We start from the raw sequence: 21,565 nt of genomic DNA, 5'->3' as shown, positions 1-21,565 counted from the left end.
AAACTTCCTAACTCTATGATTCCAGCAATGCGATAAATTCTTCTTTCGTCAGTTCAGCATCGCGTAGTATTTTGCGTAGTAATCCTTTACCTATTGTTTTACCAGCATGAACAGGAATAGTTACTAGGCGTCCATTCTCATGTTCCATTTGTACATGAGATCCTTTTTGACGCACCGCCTGAAATCCTATTTTCTCAAGGGCGTTAATAACTGTTTTACCTGTTAAAACTGGTAGTTTTGGCATTAAATTACTACCTTTTGAATACCTATAAATTATGGTATTTCTTCATCGCTTTTTGTTTCTAAACAAAGTTCAATTACTTCTTTCATATTAGCCATCAACTCATCAATTGTTTCTCCCTGACTGTAACAGGCTTTTAGCTGAGGGACTTCTCCGACATAGTAGCCATCTTCATCTCGTTCAATGATGACGTAGAATTCTCGTTTGGTGGGATTTATCATAATCTATTTGTACGTAGGCTCAAAATCATTTTTCTGGATTCTTCGACCAGGCAGGGTGAGAGAGTAAAGAAGCAAAGACTCGTACCCCCCGAAGTTGATTAGAGAGGGGTAAATGACCTCTAGGCGCACTCAAATCCCAGGTAAACTCGTTAGGGTAACGCGTCCAACTGTTACCTTCTTTCCAGCCAATTTTAGGCCAGAAATTCTCCCAATTTTTACCCAAACTCAACCAGATTTCTCGCTGCACTGAAAAGCCAAATTTACCTTCGGAGTGGACTAACCATAGGTTGTTAATAGTTTGCAAGTCAACAGCGGAGGAATTTTCTACCTCACTAAAATACAACCATTTTCGTTGTACAGCTGTTGGCCCTGATAGTTCACACATTTTCTCTATAGTCACGCGATCGGCAGCTTGGAAGTCTTGAACAGCCAGTTGTTGTTGCAAAGAATTATAATTAATGCCGCACTCTGATTTTAGAGGTACAATTCCCTCAGGAAAACAGGAGCGCAAAAATTCTTTAGCTTGAGGTGCATCAGAGTTATAGAGGACTTGGTAAGCTTTGCCATCAACCCAAGTCGCTGGGTTCTCACGTCGTTTCAGTAAAAATTCCATCAACACGTCTAATCCCTCATTACCCAACTCAGCTAACTGTGGGATTATCTGTTGTTGGACTTTTTCAGACCCAGTGATTAATGGTCGTCGCAGGGAATCGATGTCATTAGCAGGGCCTGATAAAATCATTGGGTCTGTCATGCCATTCTCGTTTTAGCGGTCAGTGAAAAAGTGGTAAGCTATTAGGCTTCTTTAAGGCGAAGCACTGATAGCGAAAAGTAGTTTACTATTTTTGATCGTACAAAATTGCGATCGCTTCACTGAATCCCACACTTAATCCCCAAATAATGTACAAGGGGAATAGGGGGAAAATCTGCGCCTTATGGCTTGGTAAACAAAAGATACAGCAAAATATACAAGCCTGCCAGATAAGGTTTTTTTAACTAGCAGCGTATCGATTAGGAGTGTGTGAACTATGTACGACAAGATTACCCCCCCCGCAACCGGAGCAAAAATCACCTTCAAAAATGGTGAGCCAATCGTACCTGACAATCCAATTATCCCCTTTATTCGAGGCGATGGTACAGGTATAGACATCTGGCCTGCTACCCAAAAAGTGCTAGATGCTGCGGTAGCCAAAGCATATAAGGGTCAGCGTCAAATTAGTTGGTTCAAGGTTTACGCTGGGGACGAAGCTTGCGATTTATACGGTACTTATCAATATTTACCTCAAGACACTCTCACGGCTATTGAAGAATATGGTGTAGCTATTAAGGGGCCTTTGACTACTCCCATTGGGGGGGGAATTCGTTCTTTAAATGTGGCGCTGCGGCAAATTTTTGACTTGTATGCCTGCGTGCGTCCTTGCCGTTACTATGCAGGTACGCCCTCACCGCACAAAAATCCTGAAAAGCTGGATGTAATTGTTTATCGAGAGAATACGGAAGATATTTATTTAGGCATTGAGTGGCGACAAGGTAGCGAAATTGGCGATCGCTTAATTAAGATTCTCAATGAAGAACTGATCCCCGCCACCCCAGAACATGGGAAAAAACGAATTCCTCTTGATTCTGGTATTGGTATCAAACCCATCAGCAAAACTGGTTCTCAGCGCCTAGTCAGACGTGCGATCAAACACGCCTTGCTATTGCCCAAACACAAGCAACAGGTGACTTTGGTGCATAAAGGCAACATCATGAAGTACACCGAAGGCGCATTCCGCGATTGGGGTTATGAACTAGCAACCAGCGAATTTCGCCAAGAAACTGTCACTGAACAGGAATCTTGGATTTTGAGTAACAAGGAAAATAACCCCAATATTTCCTTGGAAGAAAACGCCCACCAGATTGAGCCTGGGTTTGATGCTCTCACTCCAGATAAGAAAGCGCAAGTTGTCAAGGAAGTTGAAACTGTTCTTAACACAATTTGGGCAACCCACGGCGATGGCAAATGGAAAGATAAAATTTTGGTGAATGACCGGATTGCTGACAGTATTTTTCAACAAATCCAAACTAGACCGGATGAGTATTCGATTTTGGCGACAATGAACTTAAACGGCGATTACTTGTCTGATGCCGCTGCCGCCATTGTTGGGGGATTGGGAATGGGTCCAGGGGCAAATATTGGTGATGCTAGTGCCATATTTGAAGCTACCCACGGCACTGCACCTAAACACGCTGGCTTAGATCGGATTAATCCTGGTTCAGTGATTTTGTCTGGTGTGATGATGCTGGAGTTTCTGGGTTGGCAAGAAGCCGCAGACCTAGTTAAGAAAGGTTTAAGCGATGCGATCGCGAGTAGTCAAGTCACTTACGATTTAGCCCGATTGCTAGAACCGCCAGTTGAACCCTTAAAATGTTCTGAATTTGCCGAGGCAATTATTCAGCATTTTGGTTAAGTTTACTAGAGTTAATGAGTCGAATAAAAAGACCTCTAAGAGGTTTTACTGTGCAAAACCTTTCCCTCTCCGACGGGCGAGAGGGACAGACTTGAACTTTAGTTCAAGACAGGGAGAGGTTCGTCGAACTCATGTTCAATTAGCTCCTTAGCCCACTCAAGTGAACTCAAACTTTTGCTCAGTCATCTTTAGAAGACTTTAGCTATTAGCTTCAGAATTCATTCTGAGGCGGTTGTTAGGACTGGTGTAAGATTTTAGTTTCAATCATCGTGTAAATATTTGGCTAGAGATTGAATTCTTGTAACTAATTTAGTATTAAAGCCACACTTTGTAACATTTACACCATTATTATCTTTAGCTAGTACCTCAATTGTCAAATTGACAAAATCTGCGTTAGGTGGTATACCGCATTTAACCTAAAAAATATGTTATTAACAACTGACAAAAAATCGGAATTTTTAGAGAAATTGAGAAGCATTGTCCGATCTAATAAACTGATTTTTCGTTAAATCAACTTTTTCATCTTCTTCAGCTTCTTCATCTCTCAATGCCGCGTTTCTTTTCTCCTTCTCCAAATTTTTATCCAAATACATTAAAATGTCGTCTGAAACCCTTCTCAGTATTTCGATTTCATAATCAGCAATGACTTTGGGGAATACCTGATTAACCTCTTTCTGCAAATCAGGTAATATTCGCGTTTGATTGTTCAACCTAGTAAGAGGAATATTGCCATATTTTATTCCTTTAGCGTTTACTATCAGCCACCCGGATAGCGAATCTATTAGCAAGACTGCGAATGCTGTTTTATATCCTTCATCCTCTTTTTTTTTCAATCCTTGCACATCCTTCTCACCAAGCTGTACAGTACCTTTAATTGTTGTTTTTACTTCAACAGAGAAATTAGGATACTGTGAGTGATTCCAAATGTCTATGTCTACACCCTGAGAAAAATAATTTTCTACTTTAAACCCCAATCGACAGAAAGTGATAGCCAATAAAATCTGGCAAGCCTTTCCAAATCCATTATCTTTTTTAGATTTGGTATTCAAGTATAGCGAAATCTTCTTCAGGGCATCGTAAGTATCTACATCCATTTCCTACTCTACTCTGATGGAGGGACCAGCATCTTCAGTCCAACCTTCTAGTCGATAGACTTTTTTCGGCTTGGTTAAGTTGTTATTAAAGTGAGTAGCAAAATCATCTTCGGATGTAGCTATGATTAATTGCTTGTTTTTCAGTACGTCATTCAAGACACCAGCCAGCCTTTCTTTATGTTCTGGATCAAGGTTTTGAGATGGATCATCTAAAACCATGAAGCTGATATTGTGAGTTAAATTGTTAGAGGTTGCTAATCCCAGGAATATACTCAATGCTGCACAGTTAATGTCCCCTTTATTTAAAATCCGCAAGGCAATTTCAGTCTCTCCCTTTCCAACTGCCATCACTTCATACTTGTCCGAATCTATTTTAATATCTGGATAATCAGTGCGGACAGCTAATTGGCGATAAATGTTGGAGATGAGATTTTTTGTGGATTCTATTTTCTCTTTGGCAGAAATTCGGAGTACATCTTCAATAGCTTCCCCAATTGTCACTACAGAGTCGCAAAGAGAAGATAATTTATCGCGTTCGGATTCAAATTGCTTATGTTCAGGGCTGTTTTGAATCTCAAATAGCTTTTCAACTTCTTGCCGCCGCTGGAGTATATTGGTAATTCGTTTGATATCTTCTAGTTGTTCTTCAATGATATCAATCCGATGATTTCCTTGCTCAATAGCTTGTAGAATCTCTGCTAAATCTTTACTCACCTCAGTAATTGCTTGCTCGAGTAAAACCAAAGGATCTGCCTCCTCGGAAATTTCTGTTTCCAAAGCTACTGCAATAGCCTTTTTTGCATCTCGAATATCTTGACGTTTGTCTTCTAAGTCGCGTTGGAAATGCTCGAATTTTTTGATAACTCCCGACAAGGCTGATAATTCTGTTTCAAGTCTGCTTATTTCTGTTTCAAACGGCTTTATCTGTGATTGCATTTCTTTTTGCCATGCTTCTATTTGCTGCCGAAGCTGACTAGGAGTAATTTTATTAGAACAAACCGGACAGTGCGGCTCGGTATCTTGTCCAGAATCCAAAAACTTCAGTGTCTCCCGAATCACCCCTGCCTTGTTGTTGATTGTGTAAAGCCCTTCCCTGGCTACTGGTAGGTGTTCGTTCTCAATTTGGTTTTTCTTAGCTAATACAGATGAGAGAGTTCCGTGTTTATCTTTAAATTTCTGAATCTGCTCATCTTGTTGCTTTTCAGCATTCCGCTTGCCATCGAAACTAACTTTCAAACGAGTTAGTTCATTTTCCTGACTGAGCAAGGCTTTCTGCCTTTCAACGTCTGGCTGCTCATTGCGTAGCTTTTTAATAGCTTGCTTGCCTGATTTGAAAAACTGTTCTAAGTCTTCATTGGTCTGATATTTAGGCAGCATTGGCAACAACAAACTATAGTCATTAGCAAACCGCTGCATTGTTTCGACAACAGTTTGACAACGGGACTTTGCCCCGTTTAGTGTTAGTTCTTTTTCTGCAATGTCATGGGTCATTGCCTCGTCTTCAGCAGTAGCTAAGTCTCTTTGCTTAATGTTTTTTGCAGTTTCTATTTTGTTCTTAATTTGGGCAGAATCCTGCTCAAATTTCTTGAATTCATCGGTGGCTTTAGCATTTTTAATTCCTTCGACAAGATTACGCCAATTCGTTAATCCCATGAGTCTGTCAAGGGCATTACGCCGTTCTTTGGGTTCTTGGACAAGTAATGCATTTATCACCTCTTGATGAAGATAAATACAACTCATATAGTCACTTAATTCGACACCAAGTAACACCGCCAAACGGTTTTCATCTTCATGAAGAGTTCCATCATTGGTTTGATAATAGAATGATGGTTTTCCCCTTCGCTTACGATCGCAACGATATACTTTGAGCAATTCCCCGTCGTCTCGCTCAAAGGTAACTTCGACAGTTGCTTCGCTTGATGTTTTATTTTTGACTAGCCAATCCTTGCGCTCATCAATCTTTGTAGCAGACTTATTGGCAACTTTATCTCCAAACAAACACCATTCGATTGCGTTGAGTGTACTGCTCTTAGCTCCACCTTGGATGCCCAACAACAGAGTGCAGGAGTTATCAAAAAGAAATTCTCTCTCGCCAGCGCGGTCTGGAAACCCTCGAAATCCTTTGACTTTAAGCGAGATAAGCTTGTAGTTTTCCATGTCCATCCTATAAACCCATTGCTACGGTTAGAGCTTTTAAACTTTGGTTGTAAGCTTTACGCTGTTGCTCAATTTGACTGCTAATCATTTCAGTCACTGCTTTAGACGACCCATCTTCAAATTCGGTAATCAGTTGCTCCATTCGTGACAGTTTAAGACGATATTGCTTTTGTCAATTCGTAATTCTCCTTGATATTAAACCAAATATAATGTATTAAATTAACGCTAATACTGTCTTTTCATCGCAAAAATAGATGATGCGTTTAAATATTACGCGTTCGCTGACTTAAAAATTGTGTTTCCCGCCCTGATTTTGGCTAAATTTTCAGCATTATTGTTTATTGACAAATGGTTAATAACCTTAATCTGTCACCGATGCAACTTTGGAGCCTGCGATCGCATTCAATACTATATTTGTATTTGATAACCCGCAACTTAGGTTATTAATATTTGATGTTAGGGACTTCCAGTTAAAAAAACATCCCATCTCCGGGGCGCAAGGCCAAGATCCCCTAAAAATGTACAAATAATTTTGGATAATTTATTTTTTGTCAGTCCCTTATATAATGTCACCTTAATCACTTACTAAATGTCATTTCCCTAAGCGTACTCCCAGCTGCGCGAACCCAGAAGAGGAGCCACTGCGATGGATGCTCTGAGCAAGAGAGTTGTAGTAAGTGGCGTGGGACTACAGAGGGGGTCTTGTTATGTGCATCTTCATACAGGATTGATGTTAAGCTACTAGCTGTGGCTGGTATTTTACCAATTCTCCGGGTGCGATAGCTCCATTCTCTGTAATAATTGCTGTAATCAACTCAGCCGGAGTCACATCAAAAGCTGGGTTGTAAAAATCTACACCTTCAGGTGTAAGAATAGTATCACCAATTTGATAGATTTCTGTTGGATCGCGTTCTTCAATGGGAATTTTGCTGCCATCGGCTAATTCAAAATCAACGGTGGAAAGGGGCGCAGCTACAAAGAAGGGGATATTATGGGCTTTAGCTGCGATCGCTACACTATATGTACCAATTTTATTGGCAGTGTCACCGTTAGCAGCAATTCGATCAGCACCCACAACTACAGCATGAATCAAACCCTGTTTCATGCAATGAGCTGCCATATTATCAGTAATTAATGTCACTGGAATACCTTCTTCAACACATTCCCAAGTGGTGAGTTTTGCGCCTTGCAAACGGGGACGGGTTTCGTCGGCAAATAAACGTTCTAAACGTCCTTCCCTCCAAGCGGAACGCACAACACCCAAGGCAGTGCCATAACCAGCAGTAGCTAGCGCCCCAGCATTACAGTGGGTAAGTAGCGTCAGCTTTTCTGGGGTAGTGGGCAAGACTGCCAAACCATTGTCACCGATCGCTTGACAGGTTTGCAAATCTTCAGCGTTGATTGCTTGGGCTATTTGAAAAAGGGTTTGCTTGATGTCTTCTACTGTTCCCAGCGTTTCGTAGGCGGCTTTGATCATCCGACTAATTGCCCAAAATAAATTTACCGCCGTCGGCCGAGTAGAACGCAATAACTGGGCTACTTTATCTAAGTGTTGCAAAAATTCGTGGCGATCGCTTGTTTCAATTTCCCTTGCACCAAGATACATTCCGTATGCCGCAGCCACACCAATTGCAGGCGCACCTCGGACAATCATGGTTTGAATCGCCCGCGCCATATCTTCGCTGCGGTGAATTTCTACAAATGTATATTCATTTGGTAACCGGGTTTGGTCAATTAATGACACCGAGTCGTTGTGCCAAATAACGGGATAAATCTGATTTGTGGAAGGTTTCATAGAAAGAGATAGTTATTGAAGAAAGAGACTTGAGGACAAGGGAACAAGGGGAGTTTTACAGATGGGGATTGGGACTCCACCTGAATGGGAGCTACCAAAAAGTGGTGCTTTTGGATTAAACCCGCATTGCGTTTGCCCTGGTGCAGATGGGGAAATAATTTCCCCAAATCTCCAAATCTGGCCATCCCCTTGTCCTCTTGGTAAATGGGCATCTAATACTTAACTTACACAACAGATTTGCCAAAAACATCATAGCCTTACTGAAGTATTTAATAAAAATAATTTCTGCTAAACGCTGCGTTCATAAGCTTAACTTTATCCATTTAGCCAAACTGCGATCGCCCATCTGGATTGATCCAGTAGCAGCACAAAAGGTATTTTCCGCAGGATTGCCAATATATCTAACTCCATTGGATGCAACTAACCAAATTGGGTTTACTCGAGCAGATCAAGCAGCATGGAAAGCAACTGGTACTCTTGAAAGCATTCAGGCATCACAAGGACTATGCTCTGACAAAGATTTCTGGAAATGACCCCTTGATTCCTAATCCAGCTTGGGATTTGGTCGCAGCTATTAACCTGAGTGAGCGATCATTTTGTCCAGAAACACATCTGCATATAGAGGTGAATACAGATGGAAAACCGGAGGTCAACCAAGGTCAAACTGTTGCTATTCCCAATCAACCATTGAATACTAATGTTTGCTTAAATCCTAGTTTAGCTAACTTGCCATTTACCAGCCAAGAGTTATTCTTGGATAAGGCTAAACCCTAGTACAGCACGGCGGAAATAAGCAGACCATTAGAAAAGTCCTAAAGAGCTTATTCCATAATAATTTTGACTTTTGCCTTGCGGTACTAGTCTGTGCCAGAAGCTAATTTTGGGCTAGGGTTGTTGGCTGCTGGTGCAGCAAGTGCTATTTAGTTGCGAAAGCGTCCATATAGACAAACTGCCTATAAATTTCGGCAGCGTTTTCATTCGGGAATTATTTCTTTAAAGGGATTATTGATGAAGTCTGGATTTGACATCAAGTGCGATCACCTTAATTTATCTTAACTTGATGCTGCGATCGCTGTCATAAAATTTTATTTTACTTAGTTAGTAAAAAGTGTTATAAAACCAAAAACATCGTTAATTTAATTACTCAAAGCCTTTGAAATACAAGTATGAAACGTCTTGTTATATGCTGTGATGGAACCTGGCAACAATTAATAAGTCCTTACCCAAGCAATGTGGTTAAGTTAGCTCAATCCGTGAAACCGATCGCCAGTGACGGGGTTACACAAATCATATTTTATGACGAGGGCGTTGGAACCGAGAGTCAAAAGGTTTTAGGGGGAGCTACCGGACTAGGAATCGATAGAAATATAGAAGATTGCTACCGATTTCTTAGTCTCAATTATGTTACTGGTGACGAAATCTATCTGTTCGGCTTCAGTCGCGGTGCTTACACAGTTAGAAGTCTAGCTGGCATGATCTATTGCTCCGGTCTTCTAGACCGCCCCCATGTCACCAAAGCACATGAAGCTTACGAGCTTTACCGTAACCGAGGTATTAAACCTAAGGATAAGACAGCAGTAGAATACCGTAAAGACTACGGAGAGCGCGTCCCCATCACCTTGATCGGTTGTTTTGACACCGTTGGTGCCCTTGGGATTCCTGGGATGCCCGCATTCAGCAAGTTGAACGAGCAGCTAAATAAGCGGTACAGATTCCATGATACTACTTTAAACAGATGTGTTGAGAATGCATTGCACGCTGTGGCGATCGACGAAATCCGTGAAGTCTTTGATGTTACTCCCATGAAAAAGCATCCTGATGCTGAAAAGCAGCGGGTGATTCAAAAGTGGTTTCCAGGTGGACATGGTTGCGTTGGCGGTGGAACCGAAGAATACAGCGGGTTATCAGATGCTGCCTTACAGTGGATGATTGATTCGATCGGTGTCTTAGGATTGGGGCTTGACTTAGATCCAAATGTAATCCCCACAGGCATTAACCCCAATTATGAATGTGACTTTAAGAACGATGTTGGATTCTTTAAATTAGCTGGAATCAAGTTTCGTGAGGTCGGCGATGTCATTGAAGATATTCATGAAAGCACGATCAACCGTTTGAAAAGTCGCAAAGATTATCGACCCAAGAATCTACAAAAGATTATTGACAAATTGAATTAATCTCTTAATAATGTTGTTTCAATGAGTGCCTACTGCTTTAGCGCTCCTACTGATGTTTTAGTCTTACCAAAACCATCAGCAGAAATAACCCTTATTTTCAAGTAGAAGCAAGCGATTAAGTCTGTAAGCGATTATAAAAGAGAAACAATTATGACTGCAAAAAGAGACACATCAAGAGATGGGTTTAAAAACAAACTTGAGACGGCTGTTTTAACCGGCTTTAAACCAATTTGGAACTTTATTCAAAGCAACCCAGGTCTTGCCAGGAAAGTTAACAAAACTCTCACTAGCAATGCCATCTTAAAAATTCCGACTCGTCCATATCCGTTTAGTACAATGTCTCCCTATACATCTTGGGATTCCTTGATTGAGCGAACATATTCGGGACTTCAACTACCACCCTTAGATTGGAAACCCTTGACTAATGAAAACTATATCGGCATTAATTTAACGCCTGCTGAAAAATTTGAGAAAAATCTGCCGCCGATTCAAGATTTAGAGATTTTGTATCGCAAAACTGGGGAAACGAAATACTCGCCCAAATCCTCCCTAATGTTTCCCTATTTTGTTCAATGGTTTACAGATAGCTTTCTAAGAACCGATCGCCACGATCCACGCAGGAATAGTTCCAACCACCACATCGATATGTGCAATGTCTATGGGTTAAATCCAAAGATTACACACCTGCTGCGATCATATAAAGGCGGGAAGCTAAAAAGCCAAATTATTAATGGAGAAGAATATCCTCTCTTTTACTATGATGAAGATGGAAAACCCAAAGAAGAATTTAGAGGGTTGCCCCATCTTTACACGGATGAGTCCACCCCAAAAGCAGAAACGTTCCCTCCAGAAAAGAAACAGAAGTTGTTTGCGATGGGGTTGGAAGTAGAACGAGCAAACGTGCAAATCGGCTATGTCATGCTGAATGTTCTTTCCTTAAGGGAACATAATCGCGTGTGCGATCTCTTGACAAAAAATTATCCAACTTGGGACGATGAACGCCTTTTCCAAACGGCAAGAAATATTGTCATGGCTGAATTTCTCAAGATTGTTTTAGAAGATTACATCAACCACATAACTCCCTATCACTTTCAATTTTTCACCGATCCCCCCGCGTTCACGAATGAAAAGTGGTATCGCCATAATTGGATGTCGGTGGAATTTAGTTTAGTTTATCGTTGGCATAGTATGCTACCCGATACTTTAATCTATAACGGACAAAAGCTTCCCATGCCTACCTCGATGTGGAACAACGACATGATTATCAACAAGGGATTAGGAGCCATCTTTGAGGAAAGCTGTTCCCAACCCGCAGCGCAACTGAGTTTATTCAACACACCTGAATTTCTAATTCCCACCGAAATAGCTAGTATTCATTTAGGTCGGACGGCAAAATTAAGAAGCTATAACGACTACCGTGACTTATGCAGCTATCCCCGCGTGACCGACTTCGATCAGATTAGTAGTAATGAAAAAGTCCAAAAAGAACTGCAACGATTGTACGGTCATGTAGATAACATTGAGTTGTACGTCGGACTCTATGCAGAAGATTTGCGTCCTAATTCAGCCTTACCACCTTTAGTCGGACGACTGATAGGAATTGATGCTTTTTCTCAAGCGTTTACCAATCCTCTACTAGCGGAAAATATCTTCAATCCAGAAACTTTTTCACCAGTAGGTTGGGAGGAAATTCAGAATACAAAAACCCTCTCCCAAGTGGTGCATCGCAATATTCCTCAAGGGAAAAAGTATAGAGTTTCTTTTTATCGCGAAGATTGGCAACCTGCTTGATTAACTAATGAATTTGGGTGTGTTACGAATAATAAAAAACACCCAACTTGTTAAATACACACAAAGTGTTTTCTAATTAATCTTACCTTTCAAAAAATGAACTTATTTACTGAATATCCAGAAAAAGACGAAACCAAATATTGCGCTCTCATGAGTGAGCTAGTCAAAAAGAACATGGAAAATCTTTACGGAGGTGAGAAGAAAAAAACTGCAAAAAGAGATACCCACTCTAAAACTAACGCTGCTGTACAAGGAACTCTAGAAATCTTTGACTTTGATGAAGCAGCAATTAAGCAGGAATTGAGCAAACGCACCTCATTAACTGAAGCTCAACTTCAAGCCATTTCCCTAAAACAAGGTTTATTTGCAAAACCGAAACAATATCCAGTTTGGCTACGATTTGCAAATGGTGCGTTTTCAGTAAAGAATGATTATGAAGGAGATACGCGCTCCATGGCCGTAAAAGTGATAGGGGTAGAAGGAGAAAGACTACCACAAAGTCACGAGTTAAAAACCCAAGATATTATTGCCCACAATACCGAATTCTTTTTTGTTAGAACCATCAAAGACTTCCACAGCTTTTTCTTGACGGTTTATCGAGCAGGGCTGTCTCCGATTCTGAAGCTGCTCGTGCTTTTATGGCTAAAGTTGCATCCCTATGAATCCTCACTTCTAAAAAACAGTTTCAAACGGTTTCCCAAGAGTTTGCTCACAGAACGCTATTGGAGTGCTTCAGCGTATTCTTTGGGACTCAAATCTGATTTTGACCCATCACAACCAGGTCGAGTTCCTGTGGAATATCCAGTTGTGATTAAATATGGATTTACTCCAGTTTCCAGTCAACCACCTCATCAACAACTTCCTCTTGAGTCCAGACCAGAAAGTGAGCTTCAGCGTGCTAAAGCCTCAGGTTCAGAGGACAACTACTACCGAGAGGATATCATTCAAGCTTTAGCAAAGCCTGATGCTGAATATCATTGGGACTTTCAAATCCAATTTCAAACTAGCCCAGAAATGTCCATTGATGATACCACCATTGTTTGGAATGAAAAAGAATCACCCTTCTTTACAGTTGGTCGCCTAACGGTTAAGCATCAGAAGGTTAATTCTCCCAAAGAAAATGACTTTGGGGAAAATCTCAGTTTTTCTCCTGGGAATGGTCTAGCAGTGCATCGTCCTGTGGGTGCGATTAATCGGTTACGCAGCATTGTTTATCCTATCGTTGCTGATGACCGTCACGAAAAACGAGGAGTTAAATACCAGGAACCAACAATCTGACTTTTCATGTCATGTTGAAAAACCAATGCGAAACCTAACTCCTTAGCCCCTCTCTGTTTTGGAAAGGGGTTAGGGGAGAGGTTCTTCCAAGATTACTGAATTGGTGTTCTAGGCAATCAGGCTGAAATTGCTACTACTCAGAGTAATATTAGGATTTCCTAAACGGGCAAACTCAAATACTGTTCCTGTACCCAGAAGATTACCATCCCGATTATAGAATAGACTGCCACTACTTTGACTAAAGACAATACGCGCCTTACTAGCATTGACGAATTGATTGTTAGTGACAACTGCAAAGTCAGTTAAAGCTTGACCGACACTATTAGTAACAGTATTAAAGGTGGTTTTACTCAGCACAATCTGGTCTTGTCCCGCTTCAAACTGAGTGATGTTATCAACACCTAAGCTTGTGCTAAAAACCCCGTTACTTTGGAACAGATATTTATCCTTCCCAGTTCCACCAGTGAGAATATCATTGCCCAGTCCTCCCAACAGTTGGTCATCACCATTACCTCCCTGGAGGGTGTCATTTCCGTCACCGCCAATTCAAAGTATTATTCAGTGTATTACCAGTAAGAAGGTCATTACCTGTGCCACCCGTTGCATTTTCGATCACGTTGTTAGCAGAGATAATGAGTTTGAGATTGCTATTAACCGTTTGCGAGGTGGTTATACCTAGATTTACATTGACAGCAGCTGTAGTACCACTAAAGTTAACAGTATCAGTACCACCTGTTGTGGTTTCTATAATCGTGTCGGTTCCCAAAGTAGTATTAGCTAAGAAAGAATAGGTATCATTTCCTGCTAACCCTTGGAGTCGGTCATTTCCGTCACCGCCAATCAGATTGTTATTCAGTGTATTACCAGTGAGAAGGTCATTGCCTGTGCCACCCGTTGCATTTTCGATAACGTTATTGGCAGAGATAATGAGTTTGAGATTGCTATTAATCGTTTGCGAGGTGGTTACACCTAGATTTAGGTTGACGGGAACTGTAGTACCGCTAAAGTTAATAGTATCAGTACCACTGATTGTGGTTTCTATAATTGTGTCGGTTCCCAAGGCACTATTAGCTAGGAAAGAATAGGTATCGTTCCCCGCACCACCATACAAGGTATCACTTCCAGCATCACCTAATAACTTGTCATCTCCCTGTTCACCAAACAAACGGTCATTACCGCTATTACCTACCAGGCTATCGTTACCTAAACCGCCAAACAAATCATCATTGTAACCACTTCCGCTGATGGTGTCATTCACAACTGCACTGTTGAAAATGAAATCACCGGCTTGCAATTGACTTTTGCGAATGCCATTGATTTTGAGTCGATAATAATAATCGCCGTTATAGAGGCTATTGCGGGTGCTAATTATCGCATTAGTATCTACATCCTCACTTGTCAGAAGTGAGATAGTATTGAAGTCACTAATACCAATAGTTCTGAGATCAATTTTGTCTGCTCCCTTCTGAAAATCTGTTACGATGTCTTGGTCTTTAGTATTACCATTACCATCAAAGTTCTCTAAAACAAATTGATCGTTACCTGCACCACCATATAAGGCATCACTTCCAGCACCACCTGATAATTGATCGTTTCCACCTAGCCCAGAAAGGGTATCATTACCGTTTAAGCCTTGAATAGTATCATTTCCAGAAGTGCCGACTAAATTATCGTTATTGTTTGTTCCTTGAATAGCCATAGTTTTACTGTGCTTTTTTTAGGTTTAAAAGGTGCAGACAAAATTTGACATATCATGCAATATCTATTACATGATTTTCGTAAATTCAATAATTAATATTAAATATTAATTATTATGTTGTTCTTCACTCTCAATCAATCTATTTGAAAAAAGTACGACGAAATACGGGGTTAAACTTCACTTGTTTAACCCATGAAAACTATAAAGCGATCGCTTGCTATTGAATTGATCCTGCTATTGAATTGATGGTATAATCAGCGTAGTAATTAACTAAATTAAATATACAGATAATGGAAAAATAGAAATAAATTTAAGTAATTATTTAATACTTAATCATTTTTGGTAATTAACTAAGGTTTAACCGAACATGATATTTTTAATATTAAACTTGCCATTTTCACAAGCAAATCGCCCACACCTGAATCACAAGTGTGAGCGATTGATTACTACAAAAATTAACTAAACAACAGCAGATACTTGCTGTTTAAAGTAAGCTTGCAATACTCTCTCTGCTATTTGATGGCTAGTTAAACCTAATTCTGTCTTAGATTCATTGGGTTCAGCATGATCTACTAACACATCTGGTACACCGAATCGCTTGACAGGAACTAGAATATCTGCATCCAATAAGGCTTCGGCGATCGCACTACCAAAGCCACCCATCACACAGCCTTCCTCCAAGGTGATGACGCGGCCAATTTTCTTAGCCAAAGGCAAAATCAACTCGGTATCCAAGGGCTTAACGAAACGGGCATTGATTACAGTTGCTTCAATGCCGTGCTCACTGAGAATTTCAGCAGCTTGCATCCCTGGATAAACCATTGTGCCATAGCCGACGATTAACACGTCATCGCCGGTGCGGAGAATTTCGCCCTTACCAATTTCCAACGCTTCCCAACCTTCCTCCATCAGGGGAACGCCGTAGCCATTGCCACGAGGGTAGCGCATAGCGATCGGGCCACTAGTATGGTTAACACCAGTTACTACCATGCGTTGGAGTTCTGCTTCGTCTTTAGGTGCCATCATTACTATGTTGGGAATGCAACGCAGATAAGCGATATCATACAGACCTTGGTGGGTGGGGCCATCAGCTCCAACAATTCCTGCCCTATCCAAGCAGAAGAATACTGGGAGGTTTTGGATGCAGACATCATGAATTATCTGGTCATAGGCGCGTTGCAGGAAGGTAGAATAAATGGCGGCGATGGGGCGCATCCCTTGAGTTGCTAGTCCCGCAGCTAGAGTAATAGCGTGTTGTTCAGCAATGCCGACATCAATATATTGATTGGGTAGTTTTGCTTGAAGTTTATCTAAACCTGTCCCCGTTGCCATAGCCGCAGTAATCCCAATGATTTTGGGGTTTTGTTCGGCAAGTTTCACCAGAGTGTGAGAAAAGACTTTGGCATAAGCCGGGGGTTTGGGTTTACTGGAAGGAATGGCTTTGCCAGTTGCTACGGTGAAGGGGCTTTGGGCGTGGTAGCCAACTTGATCTAGTTCGGCAATTTCATAGCCTTTGCCCTTAACTGTTGCTACATGTACCAAAACTGGGCCTGGTATCTGATGTGCCTGTTGGAAAGTGGCAATCAATTCTTCTAGATTATGCCCATCCACTGGTCCAATATAGGTAAAGCCGAGTTCTTCAAAAACTGCACCTACCTTGGGAACAGCCAAGCGTTTCATACCTTCTTTGATGCGTCCGAGTTCCGGAGACAGGGATTCGCCAACGAAGGGAATTTGCTTAAACTGTTCCTCAAGATTATCTTTAATAAATTGTACCGGTTGGCTGAGGCGCATTTTGTTCAGATAGCGGGGAATCGCGCCGACGTTGGGAGATATAGACATGTCGTTGTCGTTGAGAACAACCAACAGGTTAGTTTTCGGCAAGTGTCCGGCATGGTTGATCGCTTCTAAAGCCATACCCCCAGTCAGCGCCCCATCGCCAATAACAGCAACGGCTTTAAATTTTTCCCCTTTCAAGTCTCGCGCCAAAGCCATGCCCAATGCCGCTGAGATACTTGTAGAAGCATGTCCAGCCCCAAAGTGGTCAAACTTGTTTTCACAGCGTTTGAGATAACCCGCAACTCCGTCTTTTTGTCTGAGGGTGTGGAAGCGATCGTAGCGTCCTGTAAGCAGTTTGTGGGGATAAGCCTGATGTCCTACATCCCAAATCACTTTATCCCGATCTAAGTCCAGTGTCTGGTAAAGTCCTAGTGTTAATTCTACAACACCCAACCCTGGCCCCAAGTGTCCACCATTAACTGCTACGGTTTGGAGATGCTTATCTCGAATCTGACGGGCAATCTGTTGGAGTTGGCGAACAGATAAACCGTGCAACTGATTAGGATGGGTGATTTCGCTCAGATGCATATTATAGGGTTTTCCTCTCTAAATTCAGGTTTTCGGTATTTTGATTTTCCCACGGTCGGGCTATCCACATAATCAGACTCTTAATATTGTTACTAAGTTGTAGTGGAAAGTATAACTTCGTAATTGATAATCGTGAAAAATTTGTCACCCATTAACAATTCGTCAAAAGAAGGTTGCAATTAGTTAAATTTAGATCACATTTGTAAATAAGTAATGCTACTTAAAGATACTGTTAGTTTTGTATAAAAAAAGCAAGTCTATCAGGAGCGGTTTGCGGAAATTCCTTAACTAGATCATTCATTTTTGTCTTTTCAAGCTAGTACAAAAGAAAGCTAAATATCTCATTTTTAACTTTAATATTCAGCATAATCGCTGGTAAATATTTAGCAATTATTTCTTCTCTTCTTCGCTAACAGCAGCTAATTTTATCAGCGATCGCCAGTTCATCTGGGCGTAAAATATGTATATAAAAATACTAAAATGTTTTGAGCTAAATTCAGTATTTACTTAGTAAAATAATCTTCTTAAACAATAAGATTCCCGACTCCTCTAAGAAGTCGGAAATCTAAGCCTTTCGATTTGAACGAAATCAAATAGGATTGCTATAGCGGTTCCCACATAGGTGAGGTACAGAAAAAAATAATTAACCACAGATGAATACGGATACAAGGTAGGAGACGGCATTGGCGTGTACCTCATTCAAATGAGAATCGCTATATATCTATTCTCTATTTACCAAAAGCATCCTTGATGCTATCAACAGTACGTTCAACAACATTCTTTGTGTTGTCTACTGCTTTCTGTGTGCGAGCCGAATCTTCGTTTGCTCTTTTTTCAATTGTAGCCGCATCTTTCTTTGCTTTGCGCTCAACAAAACTACCATTGTCATCCGTTGCTTGGTCAACCTTACTGGCATTGCTCCTGGCAGCTTCCTTAACTTTATCTGTCGTATCTTGGATGAAATTTTTAGCTCGTCCAGCATCTTTACTGGTTTTGTCTTTAACTTCATCGCCTGCATCTGCCGATGCAATCAAGGTTCCAACAGGATCAGCCATTGCTGAGGTGTTTGAGAAAAACGTACCTTGCCAAACAAAAGCGATCGCTAACATACAAAACAGTGTTGTAGCCATCCAGCGTTTTACTGTGACAAGCTGTTTTGTGAAATAATTCAGTTTCATAGAATACAATTTTCGTCTGATTTAGTATCCTATTTCTACTTCATTTAGTTTATTAGCCATATCCTTCCTTAGATAGAGGTTTTTGCGTCATAAGTGGTTAGACTAATTCACTATTTTGATAGATTGAATTTTGAGTCAAGATTTTTTCGCTGAGAGTCAAGGATCGAATTAAACAGCTCACAGATTTTGGACATGGGCGATCGCGTTTAACTCGACTTTATCCAAAATTAAGAACTCGGTTTTCTTTATCCGCCAAAACCCTGGCTTTTTGGCAAATATTTTTTCCACGTCACAGATTATCGATGAAGTTAAAAAAGTAAAACTACTGGATCACAAAGGTTTTAGCGATAGTAAGCCTGTTGCGAAAAAAATGGATAAAGTCGAGCTTAGAGAAAAGTTAGCGATCGCTGTTCAGTTACAGCTATTTTCAGGTAAATAGACCACGCGGTAGGGCCGCAAGGCCTTGCGCCCCTACGACAGATGTGGTTCAAATACTTGAATTCTGCTGTAACTTGCGATCGCTTCCAGCGGGCGGTTACGCCATCGCAACTGACTTTTTCCAGTTGGGACGCTTGCGGTTTGATTTTTTATTCTTAAGCTTGCCGTAACGCACCCTTGTATCTTAGAAGAGTGGCGGGTTATTTAATCCACATTTGTTAGTGATTAGAACTCCTGGGAAAGTATTTAATATCACCTTGATAAAAGTATGGTGAACACAGCATGAAAAAAGATGATTGTCAAATAAGTGGCATTCTGAGTCGAAGAAAGGCACTTGCTCTATTTAAAACAGTTGGAGCCGCAATACTTGTAGTTGGATGCATACCTAGAAAGTCTAGCTCCACACAAGTAAAATCGAGTCTAGCCGTCCCAGCATCATCTTTAGCCAATGGTACATTGCCTGCATGTGTCGTGACTCCAGAGCAGACGGAAGGGCCCTATTTCGTGGACGAAAAGCTCAACCGCTCCGACATCCGTTCCGATCCGGGGGACGGTTCAGTGAAAGACGGCGTACCACTCCAACTGACGCTGCGGGTTTTGCAGATTGGCAATACTGGCTGTACGCCACGCGCAGATGCGATCGTGGATATTTGGCACTGTGATGCGCTAGGCATTTATTCGGACGTGACAGACCCAGGTTTTAGTACCGTCGGCAAAAAGTTCCTGCGCGGCTCTCAAGTGACGGACGCGAATGGAACCGTCCAGTTCATAACTAATTATCCTGGTTGGTATCAAGGCAGAACAGTCCATATCCACTTTAAGGTTCGTACAGATGCGGCATCAGCCCAGAGTTATGAGTTTGCATCGCAGCTATACTTTGATGACTCGATCACCGATCGAGTACACACCCAAACACCATACGTCAGCAAGGGACAACGCAAGTTGAAGAACGCTGGAGACGGAATTTTTCAAGATGGTGGCAAACAAATGTTGCTCAAGCTTACTAAAACAAACCTTGGCTACGCAGCAACCTTTGATATTGGGCTTCAAATGGCTTAATAGCACCTGACTCTGAAAGCAAAGCTAATTTAACATTAGCAGGTAGGTAGAGTTTTCCATGAGCAGGATGTAATTGTACACGAATACCAAGCCATTTTTAGACCTCACAGCCAATGTATCGACCTGCAATGTTAATGTATCGACTGACAATGCTAATGCATCGATCTGTAATGTTAATGCATCGACTGACAATGCCAATGTATCAGCTTACAATAGCATTGCATTAACTTACAATGCTATTGCATCGGCTTATAATGCCAATGCATCGACTGACAATGCCAATGCATTGGCTTGTAAAAATTAACCCACCCTACGTTACTTAGCAGCTCTAAAAGACTCGTGTATACACGGTAGCCTTTTCAAGGGGCTTAGGGGGGATCATAAGAGGCCAAAGCGATGACCTTTTTTGAATTAAAAATGCAAAATTAAGATTTGCTTCTTCAATTTTTAATTAATAATTTTTAATTTTTAATTGGAGCGTTCGCGCAGCGTCTCGTAGAGAAGCGACTTGACATAGCCTAAAATACCCATCACCACGTAGAAAAAATGAGCGGACGGTTGTTCACGCTCTGACTCAATCATCATCTAGATTCCTCATTTCCCGAATGCTCTCTGAGTTGCTAGCACACTATGCGATCGGATGAAATGTAGGGTTAATGGTGATTTTTGTCAGTGCATCTGCAATAATTTTGGGAGCAATGAACAGCGTTTCATGACCTCCAGGGCATTCAATTAGCTCATACGTGCCAAGGCTTTGTGCCATCTTGAGATAGGTTCCCGGTGGAAGCGAGCGGTCATCTTTGCAGAACAACACTGTTCGAGGGATATTTAAGGCTAAGAAGTCATTAGTGTTGACCTTAGTATTGAAGAGAACGAATGGTTGTGGTACCAGACGACTCAGCAGTGCATTTTGTACTTCCGTTGAGTCATCTTTCATTAGAGCATTGCGAATTAAATCTTCCAAAATAGGTACGCTTTTATGAGGAGAAGCAATACTCCCGTAGGGAGTAGCTACCGTCATCGCAGCATCAATCAAAATTTGGGCGACTTCGGGGAGAAACATATCTAATTGCGAAGCACCATTTGGCAAGATAAAGGCATTGTGAAAGACGAGATGAGCAATCTTCTTGGCTGCTCTGGGTGCAACTGCTTGCAGAAGAAAACCTGCACTGGAATGACCGACGAGAATAACAGGTTCTTGTTGTTGCTCTAGCACAGCCGCGATCGCGTCTAGATAGTCAGCAAACGTTACCGATGCCAAGTCATCATCAGGATTGTTTCCAGGGAGCGTTGGAGCAACCGCCGTGTGACCTGCATTTTCCAGTTCTCGAATCACGCCGTCCCAACACCAACCGCCATGCCATGCACCATGAATGAGGACGAAATGTTGACTCATATATTTCTCCTGTTGTGTAAATTTCAGATTGCCGTATATCTAATACGGTTCGGTTAAGATCCCCCCGCCTGCGGCGATCTCCAAAGGGGGTAAAAGAAATTCATGAGCAAGCCTTTTTTAAGGGGGGATCTTCAAAATCTGGAATTGGAACTGCGATCGCACTTGGGTCTGCGCCGCCCGTGGAGACAATCACTGGCTTAAAATTAGATGGGGTTGAGAGCAACAGA

At 41.5% G+C, this 21,565-nt stretch carries 20 protein-coding genes and 1 pseudogene; 7 read left to right on the top strand and 14 right to left on the bottom strand.

Features of this window, described 5'->3' with window-relative positions; genetic code table 11:
- Positions 1–13: 13 nt before the first annotated feature.
- From V7K49_RS07680 to V7K49_RS07670, 3 genes are read right to left on the bottom strand one after another with little or no spacing between them, the layout of a single operon-like run.
- Positions 14–244, bottom strand: a complete 231-nt coding sequence (locus tag V7K49_RS07680; RefSeq protein WP_335205089.1) for a type II toxin-antitoxin system HicA family toxin — start codon at positions 242–244, stop codon at positions 14–16.
- A gap of 29 nt (positions 245–273) precedes the next feature.
- Positions 274–462: a type II toxin-antitoxin system HicB family antitoxin gene (locus tag V7K49_RS07675; protein ID WP_335205088.1), complete on the bottom strand. Its 189-nt coding sequence runs from the start codon at positions 460–462 to the stop codon at positions 274–276.
- A 25-nt stretch (positions 463–487) separates the two neighbouring features.
- Positions 488–1,216, bottom strand: coding sequence for a GUN4 domain-containing protein (locus V7K49_RS07670; protein ID WP_335205087.1), 729 nt, complete (start codon positions 1,214–1,216; stop codon positions 488–490).
- Between the two features lie 274 nt (positions 1,217–1,490).
- On the opposite strand from V7K49_RS07670, the gene V7K49_RS07665 reads away from it, so the two are divergent.
- Complete coding sequence (locus V7K49_RS07665) at positions 1,491–2,912, top strand: NADP-dependent isocitrate dehydrogenase (RefSeq protein ID WP_335205086.1); 1,422 nt, start codon at positions 1,491–1,493, stop codon at positions 2,910–2,912.
- 458 nt (positions 2,913–3,370) lie between these two features.
- Here the strand turns inward: V7K49_RS07665 and V7K49_RS07660 are convergent, their stop codons facing one another.
- The 4 genes from V7K49_RS07660 to mtnA all read right to left on the bottom strand — a co-directional run bounded on the left by V7K49_RS07660 (position 3,371) and on the right by mtnA (position 7,958).
- Positions 3,371–4,006: a hypothetical protein gene (locus V7K49_RS07660; protein ID WP_335205085.1), complete on the bottom strand. Its 636-nt coding sequence runs from the start codon at positions 4,004–4,006 to the stop codon at positions 3,371–3,373.
- A 3-nt stretch (positions 4,007–4,009) separates the two neighbouring features.
- Positions 4,010–6,163, bottom strand: a complete 2,154-nt coding sequence (locus tag V7K49_RS07655) for an ATP-binding protein (protein ID WP_335205084.1) — start codon at positions 6,161–6,163, stop codon at positions 4,010–4,012.
- A gap of 7 nt (positions 6,164–6,170) precedes the next feature.
- Positions 6,171–6,305, bottom strand: a complete 135-nt coding sequence (locus V7K49_RS07650; RefSeq protein ID WP_335205083.1) for a hypothetical protein — start codon at positions 6,303–6,305, stop codon at positions 6,171–6,173.
- 591 nt (positions 6,306–6,896) lie between these two features.
- Positions 6,897–7,958, bottom strand: coding sequence for an S-methyl-5-thioribose-1-phosphate isomerase (gene mtnA, locus V7K49_RS07645; protein WP_335205082.1), 1,062 nt, complete (start codon positions 7,956–7,958; stop codon positions 6,897–6,899).
- Positions 7,959–8,372: 414 nt separating this feature from the next.
- Here mtnA and V7K49_RS07640 point away from each other — a divergent pair, with 414 nt between their 5' ends.
- The 4 genes from V7K49_RS07640 to V7K49_RS07625 all read left to right on the top strand — a co-directional run bounded on the left by V7K49_RS07640 (position 8,373) and on the right by V7K49_RS07625 (position 13,201).
- Entirely contained in the window at positions 8,373–8,732 is a 360-nt protein-coding gene (locus V7K49_RS07640; protein WP_335205081.1) for a hypothetical protein, read from the top strand.
- Positions 8,733–9,124: 392 nt separating this feature from the next.
- Complete coding sequence (locus V7K49_RS07635; protein WP_335205080.1) at positions 9,125–10,132, top strand: DUF2235 domain-containing protein; 1,008 nt, start codon at positions 9,125–9,127, stop codon at positions 10,130–10,132.
- A gap of 150 nt (positions 10,133–10,282) precedes the next feature.
- On the top strand, positions 10,283–11,923 hold the full coding sequence (locus V7K49_RS07630) for a peroxidase family protein (RefSeq protein WP_335205079.1): 1,641 nt from the start codon (positions 10,283–10,285) through the stop codon (positions 11,921–11,923).
- A 96-nt stretch (positions 11,924–12,019) separates the two neighbouring features.
- Positions 12,020–13,201, top strand: coding sequence for a catalase (locus tag V7K49_RS07625; RefSeq protein ID WP_335205078.1), 1,182 nt, complete (start codon positions 12,020–12,022; stop codon positions 13,199–13,201).
- Between the two features lie 108 nt (positions 13,202–13,309).
- Here the strand turns inward: V7K49_RS07625 and V7K49_RS07620 are convergent, their stop codons facing one another.
- The 5 genes and pseudogenes from V7K49_RS07620 to V7K49_RS07600 all read right to left on the bottom strand — a co-directional run bounded on the left by V7K49_RS07620 (position 13,310) and on the right by V7K49_RS07600 (position 18,445).
- Positions 13,310–13,693: a M10 family metallopeptidase C-terminal domain-containing protein gene (locus V7K49_RS07620; RefSeq protein WP_335205077.1), complete on the bottom strand. Its 384-nt coding sequence runs from the start codon at positions 13,691–13,693 to the stop codon at positions 13,310–13,312.
- Positions 13,694–13,747, bottom strand: a pseudogene (locus tag V7K49_RS07615) (hypothetical protein); the annotation flags it as partial.
- Positions 13,737–14,900 (bottom strand): calcium-binding protein, encoded by a 1,164-nt coding sequence (locus tag V7K49_RS07610; protein ID WP_335205076.1) that lies wholly within the window; start codon positions 14,898–14,900, stop codon positions 13,737–13,739. The pseudogene V7K49_RS07615 and the gene V7K49_RS07610, both read right to left, overlap by 11 nt.
- Before the next feature lie 459 nt (positions 14,901–15,359).
- On the bottom strand, positions 15,360–17,267 hold the full coding sequence (gene dxs / locus V7K49_RS07605) for a 1-deoxy-D-xylulose-5-phosphate synthase (RefSeq protein WP_335205075.1): 1,908 nt from the start codon (positions 17,265–17,267) through the stop codon (positions 15,360–15,362).
- Positions 17,268–17,995: 728 nt separating this feature from the next.
- Positions 17,996–18,445, bottom strand: a complete 450-nt coding sequence (locus V7K49_RS07600) for a hypothetical protein (RefSeq protein WP_335205074.1) — start codon at positions 18,443–18,445, stop codon at positions 17,996–17,998.
- Between the two features lie 268 nt (positions 18,446–18,713).
- On the opposite strand from V7K49_RS07600, the gene V7K49_RS07595 reads away from it, so the two are divergent.
- On the top strand, positions 18,714–18,884 hold the full coding sequence (locus V7K49_RS07595) for a hypothetical protein (protein ID WP_334864671.1): 171 nt from the start codon (positions 18,714–18,716) through the stop codon (positions 18,882–18,884).
- 281 nt (positions 18,885–19,165) lie between these two features.
- Positions 19,166–19,942: an intradiol ring-cleavage dioxygenase gene (locus V7K49_RS07590; protein WP_334864673.1), complete on the top strand. Its 777-nt coding sequence runs from the start codon at positions 19,166–19,168 to the stop codon at positions 19,940–19,942.
- Positions 19,943–20,570: 628 nt separating this feature from the next.
- Here V7K49_RS07590 and V7K49_RS07585 read toward each other — a convergent pair.
- Together V7K49_RS07585 and V7K49_RS07580 are read right to left on the bottom strand one after the other, a co-directional pair.
- Positions 20,571–21,338: an alpha/beta fold hydrolase gene (locus V7K49_RS07585; protein WP_334864675.1), complete on the bottom strand. Its 768-nt coding sequence runs from the start codon at positions 21,336–21,338 to the stop codon at positions 20,571–20,573.
- Between the two features lie 100 nt (positions 21,339–21,438).
- Complete coding sequence (locus V7K49_RS07580) at positions 21,439–21,561, bottom strand: hypothetical protein (RefSeq protein WP_335205073.1); 123 nt, start codon at positions 21,559–21,561, stop codon at positions 21,439–21,441.
- Positions 21,562–21,565 lie beyond the last annotated feature (4 nt).

The organism is Nostoc sp., assembly GCF_036919675.1.
Taxonomy (GTDB): Bacteria; Cyanobacteriota; Cyanobacteriia; order Cyanobacteriales; family Nostocaceae; genus Nostoc.
This window is presented reverse-complemented; position numbering and strand designations above follow the sequence as displayed.